This is a genomic window from Streptomyces sp. NPDC088400 (genome assembly GCF_044753355.1).
Classification (GTDB): Bacteria; Actinomycetota; Actinomycetes; order Streptomycetales; family Streptomycetaceae; genus Streptomyces.
Window position 1 is genome coordinate 220,212 of sequence record NZ_JBIVMZ010000001.1, and the last position, 25,679, is coordinate 245,890.

17 protein-coding genes and 1 riboswitch are annotated in these 25,679 nt (G+C 70.2%); of the genes, 11 read left to right on the forward strand and 6 right to left on the reverse strand.

Going from position 1 to position 25,679, the window contains the following annotated elements; translation table 11 throughout:
• The first annotated feature begins 44 nt into the window (after positions 1 to 44).
• The 4 genes from ACIQD6_RS01110 to ACIQD6_RS01125 all read left to right on the forward strand — a co-directional run bounded on the left by ACIQD6_RS01110 (position 45) and on the right by ACIQD6_RS01125 (position 7,827).
• Complete coding sequence (locus tag ACIQD6_RS01110; RefSeq protein ID WP_401876808.1) at positions 45 to 1,910, forward strand: serine/threonine-protein kinase; 1,866 nt, start codon at positions 45 to 47, stop codon at positions 1,908 to 1,910.
• Positions 1,911 to 1,926: 16 nt separating this feature from the next.
• The gene (locus tag ACIQD6_RS01115; RefSeq protein ID WP_401876809.1) at positions 1,927 to 3,990 is read left to right on the forward strand and encodes a protein kinase; all 2,064 of its coding nucleotides are present in this window, start codon (positions 1,927 to 1,929) and stop codon (positions 3,988 to 3,990) included.
• A 212-nt stretch (positions 3,991 to 4,202) separates the two neighbouring features.
• A complete protein-coding gene (locus ACIQD6_RS01120) occupies positions 4,203 to 5,825 on the forward strand; it encodes a succinic semialdehyde dehydrogenase (protein WP_401876811.1) in 1,623 nt (540 codons plus the stop codon).
• A gap of 115 nt (positions 5,826 to 5,940) precedes the next feature.
• A complete protein-coding gene (locus ACIQD6_RS01125; RefSeq protein WP_401878021.1) occupies positions 5,941 to 7,827 on the forward strand; it encodes a GMC oxidoreductase in 1,887 nt (628 codons plus the stop codon).
• 631 nt (positions 7,828 to 8,458) lie between these two features.
• Here ACIQD6_RS01125 and ACIQD6_RS01130 read toward each other — a convergent pair.
• Entirely contained in the window at positions 8,459 to 8,749 is a 291-nt protein-coding gene (locus ACIQD6_RS01130) for a chorismate mutase (RefSeq protein ID WP_401876813.1), read from the reverse strand.
• 336 nt (positions 8,750 to 9,085) lie between these two features.
• Between ACIQD6_RS01130 and guaA the strand changes: the two genes are divergently transcribed.
• The 3 genes from guaA (at position 9,086) to ACIQD6_RS01145 (ending at position 13,012) form a co-directional block, all read left to right on the forward strand.
• A complete protein-coding gene (gene guaA, locus ACIQD6_RS01135; RefSeq protein WP_401876815.1) occupies positions 9,086 to 10,678 on the forward strand; it encodes a glutamine-hydrolyzing GMP synthase in 1,593 nt (530 codons plus the stop codon).
• A gap of 342 nt (positions 10,679 to 11,020) precedes the next feature.
• A complete protein-coding gene (locus ACIQD6_RS01140) occupies positions 11,021 to 12,286 on the forward strand; it encodes a hypothetical protein (protein ID WP_401876817.1) in 1,266 nt (421 codons plus the stop codon).
• A gap of 210 nt (positions 12,287 to 12,496) precedes the next feature.
• A complete protein-coding gene (locus tag ACIQD6_RS01145; protein ID WP_401876819.1) occupies positions 12,497 to 13,012 on the forward strand; it encodes a DoxX family protein in 516 nt (171 codons plus the stop codon).
• A gap of 156 nt (positions 13,013 to 13,168) precedes the next feature.
• On the opposite strand, the gene ACIQD6_RS01150 is transcribed toward ACIQD6_RS01145, so the two are convergent.
• A complete protein-coding gene (locus ACIQD6_RS01150; RefSeq protein WP_401876820.1) occupies positions 13,169 to 14,506 on the reverse strand; it encodes a PspC domain-containing protein in 1,338 nt (445 codons plus the stop codon).
• A gap of 208 nt (positions 14,507 to 14,714) precedes the next feature.
• Here ACIQD6_RS01150 and ACIQD6_RS01155 point away from each other — a divergent pair, with 208 nt between their 5' ends.
• Both ACIQD6_RS01155 and ACIQD6_RS01160 read left to right on the forward strand, forming a co-directional pair.
• A complete protein-coding gene (locus ACIQD6_RS01155) occupies positions 14,715 to 16,013 on the forward strand; it encodes a PspC domain-containing protein (protein ID WP_401876822.1) in 1,299 nt (432 codons plus the stop codon).
• Positions 16,014 to 16,232: 219 nt separating this feature from the next.
• Positions 16,233 to 16,955 (forward strand): LuxR C-terminal-related transcriptional regulator, encoded by a 723-nt coding sequence (locus ACIQD6_RS01160; protein WP_401876824.1) that lies wholly within the window; start codon positions 16,233 to 16,235, stop codon positions 16,953 to 16,955.
• Positions 16,956 to 17,022: 67 nt separating this feature from the next.
• Here ACIQD6_RS01160 and ACIQD6_RS01165 read toward each other — a convergent pair whose 3' ends face one another.
• On the reverse strand, positions 17,023 to 17,400 hold the full coding sequence (locus tag ACIQD6_RS01165) for a hypothetical protein (protein ID WP_401876825.1): 378 nt from the start codon (positions 17,398 to 17,400) through the stop codon (positions 17,023 to 17,025).
• Between the two features lie 173 nt (positions 17,401 to 17,573).
• The gene (locus ACIQD6_RS01170) at positions 17,574 to 18,605 is read right to left on the reverse strand and encodes an NlpC/P60 family protein (RefSeq protein WP_401876827.1); all 1,032 of its coding nucleotides are present in this window, start codon (positions 18,603 to 18,605) and stop codon (positions 17,574 to 17,576) included.
• A gap of 250 nt (positions 18,606 to 18,855) precedes the next feature.
• Between ACIQD6_RS01170 and ACIQD6_RS01175 the strand changes: the two genes are divergently transcribed.
• Positions 18,856 to 19,209, forward strand: coding sequence for a hypothetical protein (locus tag ACIQD6_RS01175; protein WP_401876828.1), 354 nt, complete (start codon positions 18,856 to 18,858; stop codon positions 19,207 to 19,209).
• Positions 19,210 to 19,282: 73 nt separating this feature from the next.
• On the opposite strand, the gene ACIQD6_RS01180 is transcribed toward ACIQD6_RS01175, so the two are convergent.
• Entirely contained in the window at positions 19,283 to 20,542 is a 1,260-nt protein-coding gene (locus ACIQD6_RS01180) for an NlpC/P60 family protein (protein WP_401876829.1), read from the reverse strand.
• A riboswitch (cyclic di-AMP (ydaO/yuaA leader) is annotated at positions 20,541 to 20,704 on the reverse strand. Its footprint overlaps the gene before it by 2 nt.
• Positions 20,705 to 20,991: 287 nt before the next feature.
• On the opposite strand from ACIQD6_RS01180, the gene ACIQD6_RS01185 reads away from it, so the two are divergent.
• Positions 20,992 to 23,565 carry an ATP-dependent DNA helicase gene (locus tag ACIQD6_RS01185; RefSeq protein WP_401876831.1) on the forward strand — a complete coding sequence of 858 codons (2,574 nt, stop codon included), beginning with the start codon at positions 20,992 to 20,994 and terminating at the stop codon, positions 23,563 to 23,565.
• A 118-nt stretch (positions 23,566 to 23,683) separates the two neighbouring features.
• Here ACIQD6_RS01185 and ACIQD6_RS01190 read toward each other — a convergent pair whose 3' ends face one another.
• The gene (locus ACIQD6_RS01190) at positions 23,684 to 25,498 is read right to left on the reverse strand and encodes a peptidoglycan DD-metalloendopeptidase family protein (protein WP_401876832.1); all 1,815 of its coding nucleotides are present in this window, start codon (positions 25,496 to 25,498) and stop codon (positions 23,684 to 23,686) included.
• Between the last annotated feature and the right edge of the window lie 181 nt (positions 25,499 to 25,679).

A 25,679-nucleotide genomic window follows, 5' to 3' on the forward strand; every position in this document is an offset into this window, starting at 1 on the left:
CCCAAGGAACGGGGCGAATCAAGTCAGTGGGGCAGTCACAGAGTATGGGTGCGAGCACGGGAACGGGCGCGGGCGCGGACGCGGGCATGGGTCTGCTGCTCGCAGGGCGTTACCGACTGGGTGAGACCATCGGCAGCGGCGGCATGGGCAAGGTGTGGCGTGCGCAGGACGAGTTGCTGCACCGGACCGTCGCCGTCAAGGAGTTGACCGCGGGGCGTTACGCCTCCGAGGCCGACCGGGCCGTACTGCACCAACGGACGCAGAAGGAGGCGCGGGCCGCGGCCCGCATCACCCATCCCGGTGTCGTCACCGTCCATGACGTCCTCGACCATGACGACCGGCCCTGGATCGTCATGCAGTACGTTGACGGCCCCTCACTCGCCGATGTCATCAAGGAATCGGGGGCGATGGCATCCCGTGAGGTGGCCAGGGTCGGCATCGAGGTCCTCGCCGCGCTGCGCGCCGCGCACGCCGCCGGGGTGCTGCACCGTGATGTGAAACCCGGGAACGTCCTGCTCGCACGGGACGGCCGGGTGCTGCTCACCGACTTCGGCATCGCGGCCATAGAGGGCGACTCGACCATCACCCGGACCGGTGAACTCGTCGGTTCCATCGACTACCTGGCACCCGAGCGGGTACGGGGCGCCGATCCCGGCCCCGCGTCCGACCTCTGGTCGCTGGGGGTGACGCTCTACACGGCGGTGCAGGGGACTTCGCCGTTCCGCCGCACCTCACCGCTGTCCACCATGCAGGCCGTGGTCATGGAGGAGCCGGTCCATCCCGAACTGGCGGGCCCCCTCGCGCCCGTCATCACCGCCTTGCTGAGCAAGAACGTGGAGGCGCGGCCCGACGCGGCCAGGGTCGAGCAACTGCTGCGCGCGGTGATGAAGGGGCAGGCGCCGGCCGGGGGAGGGGCGGATGCGACGACCCGGGTCGCCACGGATGGTGACAGGCAGTCGGCTGCCGGGTACCTGCCGAAGGCCGAGCCGATGCCGATGGCGACGCCGATGCCCATGCCGGCTTCGACGTCGACGCCGGTTACGGCGGCCGGGACTTGGCCGGGGTCGGAATCCGGGACGGGGACCGCTGCGAGCGGGACCGCCGGCTCCGGGACTGCCGCGACCGCTGGAGGCGCCGGGGCCGGGACTGCCGCGACCGCTGGGGGCGCAGGGGCAGGCTCCGGCGCCGTGCCGGCGGCGTCCGCACCGGCGGGAGCCGCAGGAGGCGCGGGGTCCGGCCGTGGCGGCCGTTGGCGTTCGACCACCGTGGCTGTCGTCATCGCGGCGGTCCTCGGTGGTGGCGTCGGCTACGCGGCCCTCAAGTACGCGGACGGTCAGGACAGCGGCTCCCTGGGCTCGGACACGACGTCCGGTCAGTCGGCGGACGACGGGACCGGGGACGGAACCGATGACGGAACTGACGACGGCACCGCCGACGACGGGACCGCGCCCGAGGGCTGGGAACGCGTCGAGGCCCCGGAAGGCTTCAGCCTGAACGTCCCCAGCGGCTGGGAACGCCAGATGGACGGCAACCAGATCGACTTCACACCCGACAACGGTGTCCACCTCATACGGATCAGCATAGGAAAGCCCGATTTCGAGAATCCGTATCAGCACATGAAGAGCATGGAGCGGAGCGTCCAGAAGTTTCCCGACTACGTGCGGGTAAAAATGGCTCCGAACGCATTCCGCGACAAGGCGCGGGCCGCTCTTTGGGAGTTCACCTGGACGGGGGAGAACGGCACTCCGGGCAAGCGGCACGCGATCGACCAGGTCTACTACTCGGACGACAGCAGTACGGAGTACGCGATCTACATGTCCAGTCCCGAGGAGGACTGGGAGACGACGCGCAAGCAGTTCGACGCCGTACTGCGCAGCTGGCAGCCGCCACCGGGCGAAGCCGGCCCGTGAACGGGAGGAAAAGGTATTGCCCGACGACCGGCAGCCCGCGGAGAGCCGGCAGCCTTCGGAAAGCCGGCTGATCGCCGGTCGCTACCGGTTGGGGGCCCGGCTGGGGCGCGGTGGCATGGGGACCGTGTGGCGGGCCGACGACGAACTCCTCGGCAGGCATGTGGCCGTCAAGGAACTGCACGCGGCGTACGACGGCCAGGGCACCTCGACGCTGCGCGAGGCCCGCGCCGTCGCCCGCGTCAAGCATCCGCATGTCGTGGTCGTCCATGACGTCGTCGAGGAGGACGGCCGGTCGTACATCGTCATGGAGTTGGTGGAGGGCGGTTCGCTCGCCGACCGGCTGACGTCCGGGGGACCCGTCGATACGGCGGAGGCGGCACGGATCGGGCTCGCGCTGCTGAGCGCGCTGGGCGTCGCGCACCGTCTCGGGGTGCTGCACCGCGACCTCAAACCCGCCAACGTCCTGCTGGAAGAGGTCACCGGGCGGGTGGTGCTGACCGACTTCGGCATCGCGCGCCTGGTCGGTGCCACGACGATCACGGACCCGGGGTCGTTCGTCGGCTCGCCCGAGTACACGGCGCCCGAGCGGGTGCTGGACGGGGAGGTGGCCGGTCCGGCCTCGGACCTCTGGTCGCTCGGCGCGCTGCTGTGCGCGATGCTCAGCGGTGAATCGCCCTTCCACCGCGACTCGTTGGCGGGAGTGCTGCACGCCGTGGTGGAGGCCGAGATCAGGCCGCCGGCGGCGGCGGAACCGCTGTTGCCCGTCGTACGGGGGCTGTTGGAGCGGGATCCGGAGCGCAGGCTCGACGTAGAGGAGGCGGACCGGCTGCTGCGCGCGTACGTCACCACGGGGGCGTGTACGGCGCTCCCGGCGGGTTCCGGGGCGGCGGGAGGCTCAGGGACGGCGGGGCGCTCAGGGGCGGCGGTGGGAGGCGGTCCGGCCGGTCAGGGGAACGTTCCTCAGGGTGCTCACGCTGCTCAGGCTCAGACCCCGCAGTTGTCTCAGGCTCCTCAGACCCATCAGCCCCCTCCGATCTCCCAGCCCTCTCCGGCTACACAGGCTTCTCCGGCTCCCCAGCCCTCTCTGATTCCCCAGGTTTCTCTGGCTCCTCAGGCTTCTCCAGCGCATCAGGCTCGTGAGGCCCGTCAGGCTCCTCCGGATACCTCGCCCCCGGCGGATCCGCTGACTCCGGCGTTCCGCGAGCCCGTTGACGGTGCCGGTTCGGCTCCGGCCCCCTCCCTCGACCCGAATCCCGCCCCCGACCCCGCGCGCACCCGGGCACCCGCCCTGGTCGCCCCGCGCGCCCGCCGGCGTTCCGCGCTCGTCGCGGGTGCGGTACTCGCGGTGCTCGCCGGCGCGGGTGGTCTGACCGTGACCCTGCTCCAGGGCGGCTTCGGTGACGGCGGCGGTAACGGCATCGACAGCCGTAACGGCAGCGGTAACGGGACTGGTAACGGCACGGGTAACGACGGCAGTACGGACACGCTGCCTGGCCGTTCGGTCGTGAGCGGCAGGCCTTCGGGCGCTGCCGGAACGTCGCCCGCCCCCACCGTGACGTCCACCTCCACGAGTGCGCCCGCGCGTACCCCGGCGCCCAAGGGCCACCACGCCGGGCCCAGGGGCTACCACACCGTCAACGATCCGATGGGCTTCACCCTCGCTGTTCCCAACGGCTTCCCCCGCTCCCACGACGACAAGCGCGTCTTCTACATGTCGGCGGACAAGGCCTTCAGGATCGGCATCCGTATCCAGGAACCGATCCCCGGCGGTCCGGAGGCCGCGATGCGCCTGTCGCACGCCGACGGCGACAGCACCAATCCCGGGTACCACGACGGCAGCGTGACCCCGACCACCCACAACGGATTCCCGGCGGCGCTGTGGGAGTTCACCTGGAACGGCTTCTCCCGCACCGAGGGGGAACGGCACACCTTCGACCTCTGCTGGGAAGAGGGCGGGCAGATGTACGACGTCTGGGTCTCGGCCCCGGTGAACGGACTGGACAAGGCGCGGCACCAGTTCGACACCGCCCTCGACTCGTTCGTACCGTCGCTGACGGCACGGCACGGTTCCGTGCGCTGAAGTCGCCCGGAGCCGGAGCCGGAGCCGGAGCCGGAGCCGGAGCCGGAGACCGAGCCGGAGTCGCTGAAGTCGCCGGAGTCGCCGGAGTGGCTGGTTCGCCGGACTCGGGCCGGAGCCCCGGAATCGAAGAGATCTAGGACCTCAACCCGGGACCGGGAAAAGGGGTTACCGCCGGGTACCAATATTTTCGGATGCGACATACTCTCGGGCCCATGACGGACTCGCAGGCCCCCGCCGCCCCCGGATCCCTTGGCACCAACCCCGTGGCAGCCGCCCCGGCCGGTGTGCGCACCGCGGCCGATGTGGTCACTCCCGAGGTGGTCGCCCAGCTCACGCGCGGTGTCGTCGGCTCCGGCCGGACGGCCAACCACACCCCCTTCACCGGGGAGAAGCTGGCGGACCTGCCCGAGTCCAGCCCGGAGGACGTGGCGACGGCCTTCGAGCGGGCGCGGGTGGCCCAGCCGCTCTGGGCCGCCGTCCCCGTCCGGCAGCGGGCCGCCGTACTGCTCCGCTTCCACGATCTCGTACTGGAGCGCCAGGCCGAAGTCCTCGACCTGATCCAGCTGGAGACCGGCAAGGCCCGGCTGCACGCCCACGAAGAGGTCCAGGGGCTGGCCGTCGAAGCCCGGCACTACGGGTGCGCGGCGGCCTCGTACCTGAAGCCGAAGCGCCACATCGGCGCCGTACCGACCCTGACCAAGGTCACCGAACTGCGCCAGCCGCGCGGGGTCATCGGCCAGATCGCGCCCTGGAACTACCCCTTGGAGCTGTCCGCGGGAGACGCGCTGCCCGCGTTCGTGGCGGGCAACGCCGTCGTGATGAAGCCCGACACCGAGACCGCGCTGACCGCGCTGTGGGCGCGTGACCTGCTGGTCGAGGCCGGGTTGCCGCCCGAGGTCTTCCAGGTCGTCCTCGGCGAGGGCCCGGTGGTCGGCCCCGAGATCGTCCGGCACGCCGACTACGTCTCCTTCACCGGTTCGACCCGTACCGGCCGCGAGGTCGCCAGGGGTGCGGCGGACCGGCTCGTCGGCGTCTCCCTCGAACTGGGCGGCAAGAACCCCATGGTGGTCCTGGCGGACGCGGATGTGGAGAAGGCGGCGGCGGGCGCGGTGCGCGCCTGTTTCTCCTCCGCGGGCCAACTCTGCATCTCCATCGAGCGGTTGTACGTCCATGAGTCCATAGCGGACGTGTTCGTGGAGCGGTTCGCCGCCCGTACGAAGGCCATGCGGCTCGGCACTTCGCTCGCGTACGGCGCGGAGATGGGCTCCCTCGTCGGCGAGCGTCAACTGGAGGCGGTCACACGCCATGTCGACGAGGCCGTCGCCAAGGGTGCCACGGTCGTCGCGGGCGGGACCGCGCGCCCCGACATCGGTCCGTACTTCTACGAGCCGACCATCCTCGACGGCGTCGAGGCGCCGATGGCGGTGTGTGCGGAGGAGACGTTCGGGCCGGTGGTCTCCCTCTACCGCTTCAGCGACGAGGACGAGGTGATCGGCCTCGCCAACGGTACGCCGTACGGCCTCAACGCGAGCGTCTGGACGAAGGACGCCCGGCGCGGACTCGCGGTCGCGGCCCGGCTGCGGGCCGGCACGGTCAACATCAACGAGGGATACGCGTCGGCGTACGGCAGCGTGCGGTCACCGATGGGCGGAATGAAGGAATCCGGTCTCGGCCGGCGGCACGGCTCGGAGGGCATTCTCAAGTACACCGAGGCCCAGACCGTCGCGCGGCAGCGGATTCTGCCCATGGCGCCGTCCTTCGGGATGGACGACGAGAAGTACGCGGCCTTCATGAGCCGGAGTCTGCGGGCCATGAAGGCTCTGCGGCTGCGGTAGTTCTCGACGAGGAGAGCCAGTGTCACAGGACAGCCATGCCCGGAACCAGGAACGGAAGCGGCCACAGAACCTGGAGCAAGCAGACGAAGCGGACGGAGCGTCCCGGAACGGCGCGGTGTGCGATGTGGCGTACGGCGCGGTGCACGACGCGTCGTATGCCGCTCCGTACGACTACGACGTGATCGTCGTCGGCTCGGGGTTCGGCGGCTCGGTGTCCGCTCTGCGTCTGGCCGAGAAGGGCTACCGCGTCGGCGTCCTGGAGGCGGGGCGCCGCTTCACCCGCGAGACCCTCCCCAAGAACTCCTGGGACATCAGGAACTACCTCTGGGCACCGCCGCTCGGGCTCTACGGCATCCAGCGGGTCCACCTGCTCGGCAATGTGATGGTGCTCGCGGGCGCCGGGGTCGGCGGCGGCTCGCTCAACTACGCCAACACGCTGTACGTACCGCCCGCCGCGTTCTTCGACGACCCGCAGTGGGCGTCCATCACCGACTGGGACGAGGAGTTGAAGCCGTACTACGACCAGGCGCGACGCATGCTCGGCGTACGGCTCAACCCGACCATGACCCCCTCCGACGTCCACCTGAGGGCGGCGGCCGACGAGATGGGCGTCGGTGACAGTTTCCATCTGGCGCCGGTCGGGGTCTTCTTCGGGGACGGCGAGGACGCCGAGGACGGTCCCAGGGCCGCGCCGGGAGCGGCCGTGGACGACCCGTACTTCGGCGGCGCGGGCCCCGCCCGTACCGCCTGCACCGAGTGCGGCGAGTGCATGACGGGCTGCCGGCACGGCGCGAAGAACACCCTCAACGAGAACTACCTGTACCTCGCGGAACGGGCCGGAGCAGTCATCCACCCGATGACGTCGGTGATCGCGGTGACGGAGGACGCGGAGGGGGCCGCGGGAGGCGCGGGCGTGGGAGGCGCGGGCGCGGGGAGCGGCACGGGCGGCTACCGCGTCACCGTCGTCCCGACCGACAAGCGCGGGAAGGGCCGGCGAAAGGGCGGACGGCAGGGCCGTACGAAGGTGCTGCGCGCCCGGTGGGTGGTGATCGCGGCCGGTACGTACGGCACACAGACCCTGCTGCACACCATGAGGGACCAGGGCCTGCTGCCGCGTCTCTCGGCCCGGCTCGGCGAGCTGACCCGTACCAACTCCGAGGCCCTGGTGGGCGCGCAGACCGACAACCGCCGTTACCGCGCCCGGCACGGCGCTCCGAGGGCCGACTTCACCCGGGGCGTCGCCATCACGTCCTCGATCCACCCGAACGAGTCCACACACATCGAGCCGGTGCGGTACGGCAAGGGCTCCAACGCGATGGGCGCGCTGTCCATTCATCAAGTGCCGTACAGCGACCGGCGGGTACGGGCCTGGCTCGGGAGAGCGGCCAAACACCCCTCGTGGCTGCTCCGTTCGTTCTCCAGCCGTCGCTGGTCGGAGCGGACCATCATCGGGCTCGTGATGCAGTCGCTCGACAACTCCCTGACGACGTACCGCAAACCGGGCGGCGTGGGGAAGGGCCTGCTCACCGCCCGGCAGGGCCATGGTTCCCCCAATCCGAAGCAGATCCCGGAGGCGACCCGGGCCGCCACGCTCATCGCGGACGAGATCAACGGCTTCGCGGGCAGCAATGTGGGTGAACTGATGGGCACGCCGTTGACCGCGCACTTCCTGGGCGGTTGTGTCATCGGGGCGTCGGCGGAGGAGGGCGTGATCGATCCGTACCACCGGGTGTACGGGCACCCCGGGATCTCGGTCGTCGACGGCTCCGCCGTCTCGGCGAACCTGGGCGTGAACCCGTCGCTGACGATCACGGCCCAGGCCGAGCGCGCGATGTCCTTCTGGCCGAACAAGGGCGACCCGGACCCGCGCCCCGAGCAGGGCGCGGCGTACGTCAGGCAGGTCCCGGTCGAGCCGGTGTCCCCGGCGGTGCCGGCGGGGGCGTTCGGCGCGCTGAAGCTGCCGTTCCTGGGGATGCCGACGGTCCCGCCGAAGGAGCGTTAGCGGCCCGAGGGGCCTGATGGGCTTGATGGGCATGATGGGCTTGAGCTGTCCGAGTGGCCTGCGACAGAGCAGAAAATCTGAGTGGCCTGTGGCAGGGCAGAAGTGGCCTGTGACAGAGAAAAAGAGGCGCTGCACCCCCCTCCGAGTGCAGCGCCTCTTCGCCTGTGCCCCCACGTGCGTCTCTCCCCCAGGTGCGCGGAATGCGCCTGGGGGACGGATACCCGTAAGGGGAGGAGAAACCGGTCCGGGCGCGCCTGAGCGAGGCGCCCCCGCGCTGGCTTGTCGCCAGCTGTTGGTTTCGCATGCAAGACCCGCCACCTGCGGGAATGGTTGCGGTCGGCTTCACAGAATCTTCATGTGTCCTGCGTCACGCGAATCGGGGTGGAGCGGCCGGTTCCGGGAGTCTCCGGAGCCGGCCGCCCTCGGGTGACCGGGCCGCTGTCCCCTGCCGCCCGGTCACGGGCGCCGGGGCGAGGTCCCACGACGCACCTGCAGTACGTCGCACGCCCTGGCGGAGCCACGCGCGGTGCCCTCTTCTCCAACGAAGCCCCGCCGGACGCGGTCACGTTCCGCAGGAGTGAGAGCGAGCGCGCTACCCGAACGCAAATGCGGCCCCATATGTGCCCCGGCCTCAAATGCGGCCCCGGCACAGCTCCAGCAGCGTCATCGCCAGCGGTGTGCCCGGTTTGCCGAGCGCGTCGCTGTAGCGGCTGAGGATGTCCATCTCGCGGGAGAGATTGACCCGGCGGCCCCCGGACGTGATCCGCGCGTCCTGGATGACGGCCGAGACCGCCATCCGTTCCTGCACGAGACCGATGATCCGGTCGTCCAGCGTGTCGATCCGCTCGCGCGCGTCGCCGATGAGCGTGGCGGCCTCGTCCGTACGGGCGCCGGTGTTCTCCGTGTTCTCCGTCAGAGTCATTCGAGGTTCCTTCTCGGGGAGCGGCGCCCCGGAGGCGACTGGGCCCCGAACGCGACAGGCGCCCCGGGCCTTGTCGGCCCGGGGCGCCTGTCGAAGTCGCTTGTCAGCTCAAGCAGCACGACCATGGCAGCCGGACGGGCCGGTGCCATAGGTAAAGACGAACGTCAGCTGCTGGTGCATGGGCTCAGTATGGCCCCGGCGCCCCGACGGTGGCCAAGGCCGGTTCGGATGGTGAGACGAAAGCCGTCCCCGGGCCGTCGCGGCCCCCCGTTAGAATCGAGAAAACAGCATCGCCCTTGTGTCACGTCACCACATCACCGCCGGAAGGCCGCCCCCGTGCCAGCAGCGCCCCCCGCCGCCCCCGTCGCCCCCGACGTCGTACTCGTCGTCGACTTCGGCGCGCAGTACGCCCAGCTCATCGCCCGCCGTGTCCGCGAGGCCCGGGTCTACAGCGAGATCGTCCCGTCCACGATGCCGGTGGCCGAGATGCTGGCCAAGAACCCCAAGGCGATCATCCTCTCCGGCGGCCCGTCCTCCGTGTACGCGGAGAACGCCCCGACCGTCGACCGCTCGCTCTTCGAGGCCGGCGTCCCCGTCTTCGGCATGTGCTACGGCTTCCAGCTGATGGCGACCACGCTGGGCGGCACGGTCGACAACACGGGAGCGCGGGAGTACGGCCGTACGGAGCTGCGTGTCTCCCGTACCGACTCCACGCTCTTCGAGGGCACTCCGGCCGAGCAGTCCGTCTGGATGTCGCACGGCGACGCGTGTTCCGCCGCGCCCGCCGGGTTCACCGTCTCCGCGTCCACGGACGTCGTGCCCGTCGCGGCCTTCGAGAACGACGAGAAGAAGCTGTACGGAGTCCAGCACCACCCCGAGGTGATGCACTCCACGTTCGGCCAGCAGGTCCTGGAGCACTTCCTCTACCGGGGCGCCGGCATCGAGCCGTCCTGGACCACCGCCAGTGTGGTGGACGAGCAGGTCGCCCTCGTCCGTGAGCAGGTCGGCACGAAGCGCGCCATCTGCGGTCTGTCGGGCGGAGTGGACTCGGCCGTGGCGGCGGCTCTCGTCCAGAAGGCCATCGGTTCGCAGCTGACCTGCGTGTATGTCGACCACGGCCTGATGCGCAAGGGTGAGACCGAGCAGGTCGAGAAGGACTTCGTCGCCGCCACGGGCGTCCAGCTGCGGGTGGTCGACGCCCAAGAGCGCTTCCTCACCGCGCTGGCCGGGGTCTCCGATCCCGAGCAGAAGCGGAAGATCATCGGCCGCGAGTTCATCCGGGTCTTCGAACAGGCCCAGGCCGAGATCGTCGCCGAGGCGGGCGCGGAGGGCGAGGACGTCGCGTTCCTTGTCCAGGGCACCCTCTACCCGGACGTCGTGGAGTCGGGCGGCGGCACCGGCACCGCCAACATCAAGTCCCACCACAACGTCGGCGGGCTCCCCGAGGACATCGAGTTCGAGCTGATCGAGCCGCTGCGCAAGCTGTTCAAGGACGAGGTCAGGATGGTCGGCCAGCAGCTCGGCCTGCCGGACGAGATCGTCCAGCGCCAGCCGTTCCCCGGTCCCGGCCTCGGTATCCGTATCGTCGGCGATGTCACGCGCGAGCGCCTCGACCTGCTGCGCGAGGCCGACGCGATCGCCCGCGAGGAGCTGACGGCGGCCGGTCTCGACCGGGAGATCTGGCAGTGCCCGGTGGTCCTTCTCGCGGACGTACGGTCCGTGGGCGTCCAGGGCGACGGCCGTACGTACGGCCACCCGATCGTGCTCCGGCCCGTCTCGTCCGAGGACGCGATGACCGCCGACTGGACGCGGATGCCGTACGACGTACTGGCGAAGATCTCCACCCGCATCACCAACGAGGTCGCTGACGTCAACCGCGTGGTGCTCGACGTGACGAGCAAGCCCCCGGGCACGATCGAGTGGGAGTAGTCCTGGCCGTACGTGGCCGGGCTCTGACCGCCTGACGCCGACGCCGTCGCTCATTGGTTCGAGCGGCGGCGTCGGCGTATTTTCTTTCGCTCTTTCTGTCCCTCTTTCTGTCGCTCATAGGGTGTTCGTAGGCCGCCTGTCGGCCATTCATCTGTCACGGAACCGGATCGGGTGAGGCTGAAGGGCCTGGTGGGGCCGGTGTGGCCGCCGTGTCAACACCGTGACCGCATCCTCACCCTCCCTGACCGGGCCGACCGCGCGCGTACCTCACTCCGTACGGCACAATTCCCAGGCGTTGCAAGGAAGTTCACTGGGTTCGGGGCGGGGAAGGCGGCGTTCGGCGTGGCGGTGCAAGAGGCGAGACAGGGCGCGCACGGCGGAGGCTGTACGTGCGGGGACTGTCCGCACGGGGCGCGTGAGGGGCATCGGCGGGCCGTGGCCGCGTTCCTGGTGAAACGGGATGAACTGGCCGCCGGTCAAGGGCTGCCCGCCGCGGTCGCCCACTCGGTGGGTGCGTCCCGGCAGTGGGTGTCCGACGAACTCACGGAGTCCGCACGCGCGGTGGCCGACCGCAGCCGGGAGGCGGGCGATGCCTGGCTGCACGCCGTCTGGCGGCGCACGCTGCTGGTGGTGTGGGGCGGGATCGCGGTACTCGCGCTGGTGCAGGCCACGACCGCGATCGGGGCCGGCTGGACGGTCGCCCGTACGGCGGGGCTGGCCGCCGCGCTGGTCGTCGCCGGGCTGCTGATCGGTGCCGCCAGGCTGCACCGGGCGCGCGGCGGGCTGCTCGCGCCGCTGATCGGTGAGGACAACCGGCTGTCGACCTCGCGGACCGTCGCCTCCGGCTGGGTACTGCTCGTCGTCTTCGCCGTGCTCGTGCTCGCCCTCCAACTGGCGGGCGCCTCCGGCCATGACCGGCGGGACGAGCTGATCGCCGGACTCGAACTGGCCCGGGGCGCCGGCCTGGTGACCGTCCTGGCCGTGGTGTGCGCGATCGCCGTGGTCGTCCGCCGCGTGGTGACCGTACGGGTACTGGCACAGCGGCTCCAGAAAGTACGCGCCGAGCGGCCCCGGCTGGCCGATCTGCTCTGCGACGACGGCGGGCGCGGCAGCTTCACCGATGTGCAGTACACCCTGGTGAACGCCGTCGCCGTGCTCTTCTCCGCGGTCCGGCTGGCCCGGCGGCCCGAGCAACTGCCCGATCTGCCCTGGGCGCTCGCCCTGCTGGTGATCGTCTCCGCCGCCACCTACTTCGCGGGGAAGTACGCGGAGGGCGGGCGGCCCGTCGTCCTGTCGGTGGTCCGGGCCCGGGAGGCGGGTGACCTGGACGCTCCGATCCGTACCGGTGACGACATCGAGATCCGCGGCGCCGGCTTCGTACCACCGGGCGCGGGCACTCCGGACCGGCTGGCCCGGATGGTCGTCCGGATCGGGCCGGTCCATGTCCACGTCCCGCTGGTGCCGGTCCCCGGCGGCTTCGCCAGCCCGGCGGACACCGCCCTCGTCGTGCCCGTGCCGGTGGACGTGGAACCGGGCCCGGTCGAGGTGCAGGTCGTGACGGCGGCAGGAGTGGAGACCAACCGCGTGATCGTCGACGTCATGGACTGAGTCATGGACTGAGTCATGGACTGTGTCATGGACTGAGCGGACTCGATCGTTCAATTTTCATACAGATCTCAGACATGCCCGATTCCGACAGCCGGTACGGCTGGTTCACTGAGTCCCGGACGCGCCGTGCACGTATGTACGCATGGACAAGGCACGCGGGGACACATGTCCCTGCGGCAGCGGCGTGGGACAGGGAGAGGCGGACCGGCGATGACGCATGGATACCGGACGGACCTTGGGCGGGTCGGTGGTGAGCGGAACAGCCTGCGGGAGGATCTCGCCCGCCATGCGCTGCTGCCGTTGCGAATCTTTCTCGGCATCACCTTCATCTACGCGGGAATCGACAAGTTGACTCAGGGCGGGTTCTTCTCGGCCACCGGCACCGGATCGGTCGGCGAGATGATGCGGAGCGTCCGCGACAGCTCGGCCATTCCCGCACTGGTCGACCTGGCGCTCAAGAACCCCGCCGGATTCGGCTACGCCATAGCCATCGGTGAACTCGCCGTCGGCCTCGGCACTCTGTTCGGCGTGTTCGCCCGGCTCGCCGCCTTCGGCGGTGCCCTCATCTCGCTGAGCCTGTGGCTGACGGTGAGCTGGCAGAGCACTCCGTACTACTACGGCAACGACCTCGCCTATCTGATGGCCTGGCTGCCGCTCGTGCTCGCCGGCGCCCCGGCTTTCTCGCTCGACGCGGTCCTCGCGGGCCGACGCCGCCGTATGCGGTAGTTGACCCAGGCCGCGAGGGCCGCCACGCAGAGGCCGTCCCAGACCACCACGAAGGACACGTACCACGGTGTGTGCCAGGCGTCGGCCGCATCGCCCGCGTATGCAGCGGCCGCGCCGAGCACCGCCAGGCCCGCGATCAGCCGGCCCGGCATGACCTCATGCCGCGGCACGGGCCACCTCCACCTGTCCGAGACCGACTTCGAGCCGGAGCTCCAGCGTGCCCGCCGGGTCGGCGCCCGCACGGGGCGTCAGCGTGCGCTGCTGTGAATTGCTCGGGGAGATGTCCACATCGTTCGGTGGCTCTCCGGGGAGCCGGACGTCCCCCAGGGCCGCCTCCGCCGTCACTTTCACTGTCACTCCGTCCGGTATGACGACCTTGAGCTGTCCGGCGCCGACCTCGGCCGACGTACTGACGGTCTGCCCCTTCGGAACGGCCAAGCGGCGCAGATCCAGTACGCCGGTGCCCGTGCCCAGTTCGTAGTGGTCGCGCACGGCGGCCACCGAAGCCACTGTCCAGTTCTGACGCTCCCACCCCGTGGTGATGTTCTTCGGGACGGCGGAGGCGGCCGCGAGCAGCCCGGCCGTGACCACCGCCAGGAAGATCGTGCCTATGCCGGTACGGCCCACGAACGAGCTGACCGCGAGACCGAGCCCGAAGATCGCGAGCGCGGCGACCAGGCCGATCTGGAGGCTCGTACCGAACGGGTGGCCGTCCCACGACAGGCCCGTGCCCAGTCCGCCCGCCAGCAGGGCGAGCAGAAAGACCGTCCCGCCGATCCCGCGCTGGCCCGGAGGGCGAGAAGGACGCCCCGGGACGGCCGTGCGGTGCCACAGGTGCCGCTGCGGCAGCACCGGGCCGGTCGCGTCCTCCGGACCCCACAGATAGACCGGGCCGCCCCGGCCCGTGGTGCCGTCCTTGGATATCGGGTCCCGCCACCACGAGGGGGTGTCGGGCGTCGGCGGTGCCTTTGTCTCCGGGGGCGCCTCCGCCACCGCTTGTGCGGTCGCGGGGTCGAGCGGTCCGCCGTCCGGCTGGGTGACACGGCGACGCTGCGACCAGACGGCCGAGCCCACGACCGCGATCGACAGCATCGCGGCGAAGCTGAGTGTGCCGTCGTCCCCCAGCATGGACAGGAACAGACCGCAGCCGACCAGCGCCAGCAGCACGGCGACCAGCGAGGTGCCGTCGACCCGCCCCGAGAGCAGCCTGCGGGCCTCGGTCCCGTCCTCTCCGTCCAGGGGGATCAGCAGCCACGCGAAGCCGTAGAAGATCAGGCCGATGCCGCCGGTGGCCGTGAGCACCCCGATGACGATCCGGAAGATCACCGGATCTATGTCGCAGTACCGCCCGAGGCCGCCGCAGACGCCGGCGAACACCTTCTGCCGCGGGCTGCGCGTCAAGTGCGCGGGTGCGGAAGGAGGCGACGCGGGGCCTGGTGCGGACGCCGGCGCGGTGGGCGGCGGCGCGGTGGGTGACTGCGGCGGCTGGGTCATACGTCCATGGTGACGGCGCGAGGGCCCCGGCTCCAGCCATCACGACCCTGGCCTCCCCCTGATATCGGCCCTGGCCGGACTCGGGGTCCGCCGGTGTTTGGGCCGGGCCCCCGGAATTCCCGTTGCGGGAGCTCAGGGACGTATCAGGGTCGCCTCAGGGGTCCGACCCTGATGCCCTCGATCCCCCCGCCGTGTGACCATCAAAGGCATGCCAGCCGCCCCGCCCCGCGCCACCGCGCCATCCTCCTCCCGTGCCTCGGCGCCGGAGGAGCCGTCGCCGCGCAAGCTCTACCGCAGCGCGGACGGCCGGCTCCTCGGCGGTGTGGCGCGCGGGCTCGCCGGCCATCTGGGGCTGCCGGTCGTCTGGGTGCGGCTGGTCTTCCTCGGCCTCTTCTTCGCCCAGGGCCTCGGAGCCCTGCTCTACGCCGTCTTCTGGATCGTCGTCCCGCTCGGCTTCGGCGGTACGGCCACCGAATCGCGGTCGGTCTTCGAGATCAGCCCCGACGGCCGGCGACGCCTCCGCAAGCCCGACAAGGGCCAGATCTTCGCGCTGATCGCGCTGCTGATCGGCGCCGGCGTCTTCGTGGGCAACGTCAATCTCGGGCGTAACGGAGTCGACCGCTACATCTGGCCGATGCTGCTGATCGGCGCGGGCGTCGTGCTGGTCTGGCGGCAGGCGGACAACGCGCGCCGCGCCCGCTGGACCGAGGTCGGGCCCCGCCGCCGGCTGTTCCAACTGGCCCGCGCCGTCGCGGGCGTCGTCCTGGTCGGCCTCGGCCTGACCGTCTTCATGGTGGTGCGCGGCGCGGCGGCCCAGCTCGGCAATGTGCTGACCGGTGCGATAGCCGTCGTCGCCGGGGTCGCGCTGCTCGCCGGACCCTGGCTCGTACGGATGACACAGGACCTCTCCGAGGAACGGCTGATGCGGATCCGTGCGCAGGAGCGCGCCGAAGTCGCCGCGCATGTCCACGACTCCGTGCTGCACACCCTCACGCTCATCCAGCGCAACGCCGACGACTCGGGCGAGGTCCGCCGCCTCGCCCGCGCCCAGGAGCGTGAGCTGCGCGCCTGGCTCTACAAGCCGGAGGGCACGGGCAAGGACGAGGAGGACGAGCCGACCACCCTCGCCGAGGCGGTGAAGCGGACGGCGGCGGAGGTCGAGGACTACCACGGGGTGCCGATCGAGGTCGTGATCGTCGGCGACTGCCCGCTCGACGAGAAACTGGCCGCACAGATGCAGTCCGCGCGCGAGGCGATGGTCAATGCCGCCAAGTACGGTGGCGAGGGAGGTGCGGTGCAGGTCTACGCGGAGGTGGAGGGACGTACGGTCTTCCTCTCCGTACGGGACCGCGGACCCGGTTTCGACCTGGACTCGGTACCGGCCGACCGGATGGGCGTACGGGAATCGATCATCGGCCGCATGCAGCGCAACGGCGGGACGGCGAGGCTGCGTTCGGTGCCGGACGGCGGCACCGAGGTCGAGCTGGAGATGGAACGGGCGGGCTGAGCGGGCGGATCGAGCGGACCGAGCGGGCGGACCGAGCGCCGCATGGTCGGGGGACCGTACGGTTCGACGGGAACGACGGGACGAATGGCCGCGCGGGCGGCGGAGCGACAACGGGCAGCAACAACGGGCTGTGACAACCGGCAGCGGCGTCCGGTAGCAACAACGGGCAGCGGCAACCGGCAGTGACATCGGGCAGTGACAAGGGCGAGGGGCAGTGGGATGAGCGAGGGCGTACAGGCCGAAGGCACGCCTGGGGAGAGCGGCGGCCAGGCCGGGGACGGGCGTCACGTACGGGTCGTGCTCGTCGACGACCACCGGATGTTCCGTACCGGCGTACAGGCCGAGATCGGTGTCACCGAGCAGACGGGCGTCGAGGTCGTCGGTGAGGCCGCCGATGTCGCCCAGGCGATCACCGTGATCACGGCGACCCGCCCCGAGGTCGTGCTGCTGGACGTCCATCTGCCGGGCGGTGGAGGCGTGGAGGTGCTGCGCCGCTGCGCGCCGCTCATGGGGCCGGTCGAGAATCCGGTGCGGTTCCTGGCGCTGTCGGTCTCGGACGCGGCCGAGGACGTCATCGGGGTGATCAGGGGCGGCGCCCGCGGTTATGTCACCAAGACGATCACGGGCACGGATCTGGTCGACTCGATCTTCCGGGTGCAGGAGGGCGACGCGGTGTTCTCGCCGCGCCTGGCCGGGTTCGTCCTGGACGCCTTCGCGTCGACGGACGCCCCGCCCGTGGACGAGGACCTCGACCGGCTCACGCAGCGGGAGCGTGAGGTGCTGCGCCTGATCGCGCGGGGTTACGCGTACAAGGAGATCGCGAAGCAGCTCTTCATCTCGGTGAAGACCGTGGAGTCGCATGTCTCGGCGGTCCTGCGGAAGCTCCAGCTCTCCAACCGGCACGAGCTGACGCGCTGGGCGACGGCGCGCCGGCTGGTCTGACCACAGGTGGCGCCGCTCGTGGGGTCAGGCCTGGTCACAGCGCAGGCGCGCCCCGGTCTTAGGGGTCCTAGGAGCAGTGCCACTGGGTGACGTACATCCGGCCCCGGTGGTCCAGCAGGCCGCGGACGCACTCGCCCGGCTCGGTGCTGACCGTGCCGGTCAGTTCGGCGTGACCGTGCCGGGTCCGCTGTGTCCCGAACCAGCCCGGGAAGGCCGTGATCCGGTCGTCCTTGCGCTGATAACCGAGGCGTACGGCGATGTCCCGCCCGCCCGTGTGCTGGACGTAACGGGTGGTGAACCTGCCCGGGCCGCCGATCGGCCCTTCGACGCAGAGCCGGCCGCCGGAGAGGTCGCCGCAGCCCTTGGGCGTGAGGCCGACGGGTGCCAGGACGAAGAGTGCTCCGGCGGCGAGAACAGTGGCTCTGACGGCGCTGGCTCGTCTCATCAGGACTCACCCCTTCGCGGGCCGACGGCGTGCTGCTGCTCATCGTCACCTCGGTACGGGGGAGCGGCATCCTGGAGTGGGCCAGTCCGGTTGTTTCGGCGCCCCCGCACCCGGCGCCGGGGCTGATGCGGGAGCGGAACGCGGAATCAGGTGCGAGGCCGGACTCGGGCCCGTCAGGCGGGGCGGGCGGCTCCCGCGAAGGGCATCTGGTCGATCGGCGCCATACGGACCGCCGAACCGGGCCGTGGGGCGTGGATCATCTGCCCGTTGCCGACATAGACCCCGACATGGCTGATGCCCGGGAAGAAGAACACCAGGTCACCCGGGGCGAGCTGGTCGCGTGTGACGCGCCGGCCGGCGTTGATCTGGGTGTACGTGGTGCGGGGGAGGGCCACTCCGGCGGAGCGCCAGGCGGCCTGGGCCAGGCCCGAGCAGTCGAAGGAGCCGGGGCCGGTCGAGCCCCACACGTACGGCTTGCCGATGGCCCCGTAGGCGAAGGCGACGGCCGCGGCGGCACGGGAGTTCGGCGCCCCCACCGCACCACCGGGCGCGGAACCGCCTCCCTGCTGTCCTTGCCGTGCGTACTGGGTGCGCTGCGGGGCGGTGAGGCTGTCGAGGAGCCTCTCGGCGGTGTCGAGCTTTGCCCGGATGGTGGACTTGTGCCTGGCCAGTTCGGCCTGGTGGGCCTTGAGTGCCACGAGCCGGCCGTCGGCCCGGGTGCGCAACTCGGCGATCTGCGCGAGTCCCTTGCGGACCCCGGCGATCGTGCTCGCCTGGCGGGCACCGGCCTGTTCGGCGAAGCCGGCCGCTTCCAGGTACTCCTCGGGCTTGGAACTGAGGGCGAGCTGTACGGCGGGGTCGAGGCCACCGGCCCGGTACTGCGCGGCGGCGATCGAACCGAGCGCGTCGCGGGCCGTGTTGAGCCGTTCCGTACGACGCGCTGCCTCGTCGCGCAGCTCCGCCAGCGAGGCGTGTGCGGCGTCCGCCTTCTCCTTCGCCCCGTTGTACTGCTCGGTGGCGGCCTCGGCCTGCTCGTACAGCCCGTCGACCTTGGCCTTGACCTGGGCCGGGGTGAGCCGGGGTTCGGCGTGTGCGGGCCCGTCGAAGGCGGTGACGGTCGCGGCTCCGGCGAGCGCGAGAGTGGCGGCGGTACGGCCGGCCGAGCCGGCGAGCGGGCGCTGTCTGGGTTTTCGGTGCGCTGCCACGGGGGTGGTCCTCTTCCTTATGTCCGTACGGGGCCGACGGCGAGAGCCGCCCACCCGGAGAGGACCGTAAGGGGCAAGGTCACAAGCCGTTGTCGACATGGCGGTATTGGCGTGAGATGGATGATCTGTTGCGCTTTATGACCGGCTCGATCGCGACGGAGCGGCGATCTCCGGTCGGACCCGACCGATACGGCAACAAAGCCTCACCTCACCGAAGAGCAGTGGTAAGGCCCTGGTTAGGCTCCGAGTCATGGACGTACTCATCAATGTCTTCGTCGCCCTGCACATCATCGGCATCGCCTCGCTGCTCGGCGGCTTTCTGACGCAGATGAAGGCGATGAGCGCGGGCACGGCACGGTTCAACGCACCGATGCTGCACGGAGCGCTGACGATGCTGATCACCGGCATGGTGCTGGTGGGCCTCAACCAGGCCGACGGTCACACCCTGAACAACATCAAGATCGGCATCAAGCTGGCGATCCTGGTCGTGATCCTGGGTGTGGTGTACGTGAAGCGGGACGACGAGGCCGCCTCGAAGCCGCTGTTCGGCGTGGTGGGCGGTCTGACGGTGGCCAACATCTTCATCGCCACGCTCTGGACCTGAGCGGGGCCGTGGCCCGCAGGACGCTCGACGGCGCTCCCCGGGCCACGGGCGTGAGTTCAGCGGTCCGCCGGTGTCAGGCGGGGCGGACGCTGCCGTAGATCGGCATGTAGTAGATCGACTCCTCGCGGACGTTCGCGCCCGGCTTGGGGGCATGGATCATCATGCCGTCGCCGATGTAGATGCCGACATGGCTGATGTCGTCGTAGAAGAAGACCAGATCGCCCGGACGGAGGTCCTCCGTCGCGACGCGCGTGCCGGTCTTCGCCTGGTCCCAGGTGGTACGCGGAAGTTCCACGCCCGCCTCTTTCCAGGCGGCCTGGGTCAGGCCCGAGCAGTCGTACGAGCTGGGGCCGGTCGCGCCCCAGACGTACGGCTTGCCGATCTGGGCGCGGGCGAAGGCGAGGACCTTCGCGGCCTTGGTGGTCTGCGCGCTGTCGGAGGCCCCCGAGCCGGTCCCGGTGCCCGTGCCGGTGCCGGTGCCCGTACTTGAGCCTGAGTCTGAGCCGGTCTCGTTGTCCGTTCCGGTCGACGGGGATTCGGCCTGCTCCCCGTCCTGCTGCTTCGCCCGCTCTTGCTCTTGTTCCTGCTTCTCGCGCAGGCGCTCGGCCTCGGCCCTGGCCCGAGCGTCTTCCTTGGCCTTCGCCTCCGCCTTGCGGCGGGCCTCGTCTTCCTTCTTGCGTTCCAGCGCGGCCAGGCGCGCCTTTTCCTCGGCGGTCAGCTTCGACAGCAGTGCCCGCGCCGCGCTGAGCTTCTTCTGGACGCTCTCCTTGCTGGTGCGCAGGGATGCCTGCGAGTCGGAGAGCGACTCCAGGCTCTTGGTCGCCTCTGCCCGCTGCTTCGTCGCGTCGGCCTGCTGTGACTGGTACTCGGCGACGGCCCCTTGCTGACGGTCGGTCAGCCGGTCCGTCGTCTGCTTCTGTTCGAGGAACTCCTCAGGGCTGTCCGCGAACAGCAGGGCGGCGGTCGGGGTGATCGCGCCTTCCCGGTACTGCGTGGCCGCGTAGCCGCCGAGCTTGCGGCGGGCCTCGTTCAGCTTGTCCATGCGCTCGGCGGCGTCGTCGAGCGCACGGTCGACCGTGCGCTTCTGCTCCTGGGTGGCTTCTTTGGCCTTGTTGTACTGCTGGGTCTCGCTCCCGGCCTGGCGGTACAGATCGTCGACCTTCTTCTGTACCTCTTCGACGGACGGTGTCGGCTCGGTGGGCGCGGCGTGCGCGTTCTGTGTCGAGAGCAGCGTGACCGAAGCGAGAGCGGCCGTCGTGACTCCGACGGCCGGGGAGTTGGCGCGTACTCCGCTACGGTTGCGCGGCTTGCGATGCGACGCCAAGGTCGGCATCTCCTTCCGTGGACCGCCTACCGGGTTAGCTGTCGGGTTCGGGCGGAACGGAAGGCTGCCCTACGGGCCTGGAACGTACGGCCCGATTCACCCCGGTCGTGCAGAGTGGGTCCCCGGTTCCGAACTTCCTCACAGGAAGGTCGAATTCGGCGCGGGCCGCCCGCTTGGCGCGGATCGCCGGGGAGGGAACGGGCTGCCTGACGGAGCACGCTAGCCAAAGTGTGGCGCTTGTGTGAAGGCGGATGGCCGATATGCCCGATACGTTTTTGTGACATTTGCCCGCGTGATGTGCGGGGGTGTTGGTGGGTAAGTCCGCCATTACGGTGCGTGATTTTTCGGGCCGTTCCGCGCGTCCGCCCGGCATCCTGTCGGGGGCGGCGACGGATGCCTCGGGAGACTTCCGAAGGCGGGCGCGGGCTGTCAGTCCGGGAGCCTAGACTCGTAAAGCGATGAGCAGCCTCTTTGACGACAGTTTCCTGGCGGACCTCCAGCCCTCGGGCGACGAGCACCCACCGCCGCCCGAGGATCACGCCGAGCATGCCCCGGAGCAGGTGCCCGACGACCTCTTCGAGGGTGCCTTCGACGCGCCCCCGGCGCGGGACGCGTACCACCGCGACGGCGCTCCGCGCACCGTGGTGGATCCGGCCGCGCTGCTCGAAGGGCTGAACGAGGAGCAGCGCGCGGCCGTCGTGCACACCGGATCGCCCCTGCTCATCGTGGCCGGAGCCGGCTCCGGCAAGACCCGGGTCCTGACCCACCGGATCGCGCATCTGCTGGGGACCCGCAACGTTCACCCCGGCCAGATACTGGCGATCACCTTCACCAACAAGGCCGCGGGCGAGATGAAGGAGCGCGTCGCCGACCTCGTCGGCCCGCGCGCCGCCGCCATGTGGGTGCTGACCTTCCACAGCGCCTGCATCCGCATCCTGCGGCGCGAGTCGAAGAGGCTCGGGTTCACGTCGTCGTTCTCGATCTACGACGCCGCCGACTCCAAGCGCCTGATGGCCCTGGTCTGCCGCGATCTGGACCTCGACCCCAAGCGCTACCCGCCCAAGTCCTTCAGCGCCAAGATCTCGAATCTGAAGAACGAGCTGATCGACGAGGAGACCTTCGCCGACCAGGCGGCCGACGGCTTCGAGAAGATGCTCGCCGAGGCGTACCGGATGTACCAGGCGCGGCTGCGTGAGGCCAACGCCCTGGACTTCGACGACATCATCATGACCACCGTCCATCTGCTCCAGGCGTTCCCCGATGTCGCCGAGCACTACCGGCGGCGCTTCCGGCACGTCCTGGTGGACGAGTACCAGGACACCAACCACGCGCAGTACACCCTCGTACGGGAGCTGGTGGGCCCCTCCGGCGCCGACCACGACCCGGCCGAGCTGTGTGTCGTCGGTGACGCCGATCAGTCGATCTACGCCTTCCGCGGCGCCACCATCCGTAACATCCTCCAGTTCGAGGAGGACTACCCGGACGCGACGACGATTCTGCTGGAGCAGAACTACCGTTCCACGCAGACGATCCTCAGCGCCGCCAACGCGGTCATCGAGCGGAACGAGAGCCGTCGGCCGAAGAACCTCTGGACGAAGGCCGGCGCGGGCGCCCAGATCACCGGCTACGTCGCGGACACGGAGCACGACGAGGCGCAGTTCGTCGCCGACGAGATCGACCGTCTGACGGACGCGGGCGAGGCCAAGGCGGGCGATGTCGCCGTCTTCTACCGTACGAACGCGCAGTCGCGTGTCTTCGAAGAGATCTTCATCCGGGTCGGACTGCCGTACAAGGTCGTCGGAGGAGTGCGCTTCTACGAGCGCAAGGAGGTCCGCGACGTGCTGGCCTACCTGCGCGTCCTGGCCAATCCGGAGGACAGCGTTCCGATGCGCCGGATCCTCAATGTGCCCAAGCGTGGCATCGGGGACCGTGCGGAGGCGATGATCGACGCCCTCGCGCTGCGGGAGAAGATCACCTTCCCGCAGGCGCTGCGGCGGGTGGACGAGGCGTACGGCATGGCGGCCCGCTCCGCGAATGCCGTCAAGCGCTTCAACACGCTGATGGAAGAGCTGAGCACGATCGTCGAATCGGGTGCCGGGCCCGCGACGGTCCTGGAGGCCGTGCTCGAACGGACCGGTTATCTGGCCGAGCTCCAGTCCTCGACGGACCCGCAGGACGAGACGCGTATCGAGAACCTTCAGGAACTGGCGGCGGTGGCGCTGGAATTCGAGCAGGAGCGCAGCCAGGCCGCGGGGCAGGCGGAGGTTCAGGGCGAGGATCAGAGCCAGGGCGAGGGTCAGACTCAGGGCCGAGGCGAGGCTCAGGGCGAGGGCCAGGGCGGGGACGAGACGGCTGCCGCCGCCGCGACGACGACCGGCACGCTCGCCGAATTCCTGGAGAAGGTGGCGCTCGTCGCGGACTCCGACCAGATCCCCGACGAGGACGAGGACGGCTCCGGTGTCATCACGCTGATGACGCTGCACACGGCCAAGGGACTTGAGTTCCCGGTGGTGTTCCTGTCGGGCATGGAGGACGGCGTCTTCCCGCACATGCGCGCCCTCGGGCAGACGAAGGAACTGGAGGAGGAGCGCCGGCTGGCGTACGTCGGCATCACGCGCGCCCGTGAACGGCTCTATCTGACCCGGTCGTCGATGCGGAGCGCCTGGGGACAGCCCTCGTACAACCCGCCGTCGCGGTTCCTGGAGGAGATTCCCGGACACCACCTGGAGTGGAAGCGGACCGGCGCGCAGATCCCGGCGGGCCCGACGTCAGGGATCACGTCCTCGCTGTCCTCCTCCGCCTCGTCGCGGTCGAGGTCCGGCGGCGGCCCCTCGGGCTTCGCGACACGGCGTACGACCGACAAGCCGGTGATCTCGCTGACGGTGGGAGACCGGGTCACGCACGACCAGTTCGGGCTCGGCACGGTGACGGCGGTGACGGGGACGGGCGCCGACGCGCAGGCGACGGTCGACTTCGGCGACACCAAGCCCAAGCGACTGCTGCTGCGGTACGCGCCGGTCCAGAAGCTGTAGGCGCAAGGCGCGGTAAGCGCGTTGGGGCCGTCAGAATCCCCCTCCGTGGAAAATCCCGTAGAGCTCGGGGACTTCGGAGGGGGATCGCCGGTGGCAGTGTCCGACTACATCGGTCCGACTACATCGGGTTGACACCGTGGCCGCGGAGCCACGTCAGCGGGTCGATCGCCGCGCCGCCGCCGGGCCGTACCTCGAAGTGCAGGTGCGGTCCGGTGGAGTTGCCCGAGTTCCCGGAAAAGGCGATCACATCGCCGGCCTTGACCGAACCGGAGCGGATCTTGGTGCTGCTGAGGTGGCAGTACCAGGTCTCGGTGCCGTCGGGGGAGGTCACGATGGCCATGTTGCCGTAGGCGCTGTTGTACTGCGTCCGCACGGTGCCGTCGGTCGCCGCCATCACCGGAGTGCCGTACGACACCGGGAAGTCGATCCCGGTGTGCATGGACATCCAGTTGACGCCCGCCTGGCCGTACTGGGCGCTCAGTCCGTGCTGCGCGACGGGGAGGGCGAACTTGGGGCGCAGGGCCTCCTTGCGCGCCGCTTCGTCCTCGCGTTTCTTCCTCTCCGCTTCCTGCCGTGCCTTGAGGTCGATGCGCTCCTGAGTACGGCTGGCGCGGTCGCCGAAGTCGCGGGCGTCGGCGCTGAGCGCGGCGAGCTGCGTGTCCAGCTTGTTGTTGGCCACGACAGGCTTCACCGCGCTGGGTACGGTGTCGGCGGCGGAGGCCGTCGTGGTCGTGTCGTCCTGGGACTCCTCGCCGCCGCTGAGATTCCCGACGGAGGCCGCGGCGATACCGGCCACCCCCATCACACACGCGGAGGGAACGGCGACGGTGAGAAGCGCGGAGCGCTTGGCGGGCGTACGCCGGCGGCCACGGCTGCCGCCACCGCCACCGGCGCGGCGTGCGGTGCGGGGCTCGACGGTTATGGCGGGCGTGGCCATGGTCTCGGCCAGGTGGATCTGCTCGGGCTCGGCGCTGTACTCGGTCCCGGTGCCGTACTCGGCGCTGTATTCGGTGCCGTATTCGCCTTCGGTCCCGGTCCCGGTCCCGGTCGGGTGCTCGGTCTCCGCCTCGACCGCGGAGGCGTAGCCGGCCGTCGAGTCGAACTCGCCGCCGGACATGTTGGACGCGCCGGACGGGTCGGACTCGTGCTCCGGAGCGCCGTATTCGGAGTCGGGGCTGTAGTGCGCGCCCGTCTCGTACGAGGTGTCGGAGTGGTACTGCTCCGGTACGACGGCTTCCGAGAGCGGTGCCCCCTGCGCCGGATCCGGCGCTGCCCCGGCCGAGTTCCAGGCGGTGGCGTCGTACGCGCCTGAGTCGAACGTGGGCGCCGCCCACTGAGTTGTCGCCTCGTAACCGAGTTGGCCGTTCTCGAACTGGCCCGTGGCGAACTGGCCCGCATCGAACTGGTCCGTGGCGAACTGGCCTGTCGTGAACTGACCGGTGACGAACTGGGTGGACTGCGTGGGGTCGTAGGGGACCGATGCCGCCTGGCCCGACGTGTCGTACCCGAACTGCAGGTTCTCGAACTGACCTGTCTGGTCGGTCCCGTTCAGCTGGTTCGCCTGGTTCCAGGCGGTGGCGTCCCACTGGCCCGTGACGTCGGGTTCCGCGGTCTGGACCTGCATGTCCGCCGCCTGCTGGTAGCCCGTGTCGGCCGCGGTGGTGACCGAGGCCCACTGGCCAGTGGTGTCGTACTGCGGCGTGCCGTACGCGTCGTAACTCGCCGCCGGGTGGGCGCCGGTGTCCCACTGCGTGCTGTCGTACTGGGTGTTCTCGTACGGCGTGTTGTCGTACGGGGGTGGGTACTGCCCGTTGTGGGACGGGGTGTCTTCGTAGCCGCCCGGAAGGGTGCCGAAGAGCGGATCCGTCTCGTAGCTGCCGTTCTGGTAGCCGTCGTATCCGGCGTACCCGGCGTTGGCGTGCTGGTCGTTCACCAACTTCTCTCTCGCCTCGGCAGCAGAACCAGGGTTCTCCGGGGTCTGGTCCTGGGGGCAGGGGACCCGGAAGGAAAGCTGGCCGCGACTGTACCCGGCGGTATGCGACGGCGACAATCTTCGGCAAGTTTTGGGCCCTGCGGAAACGGGCATTCGGCCGTGTTTCGGCGGACTGCGGACG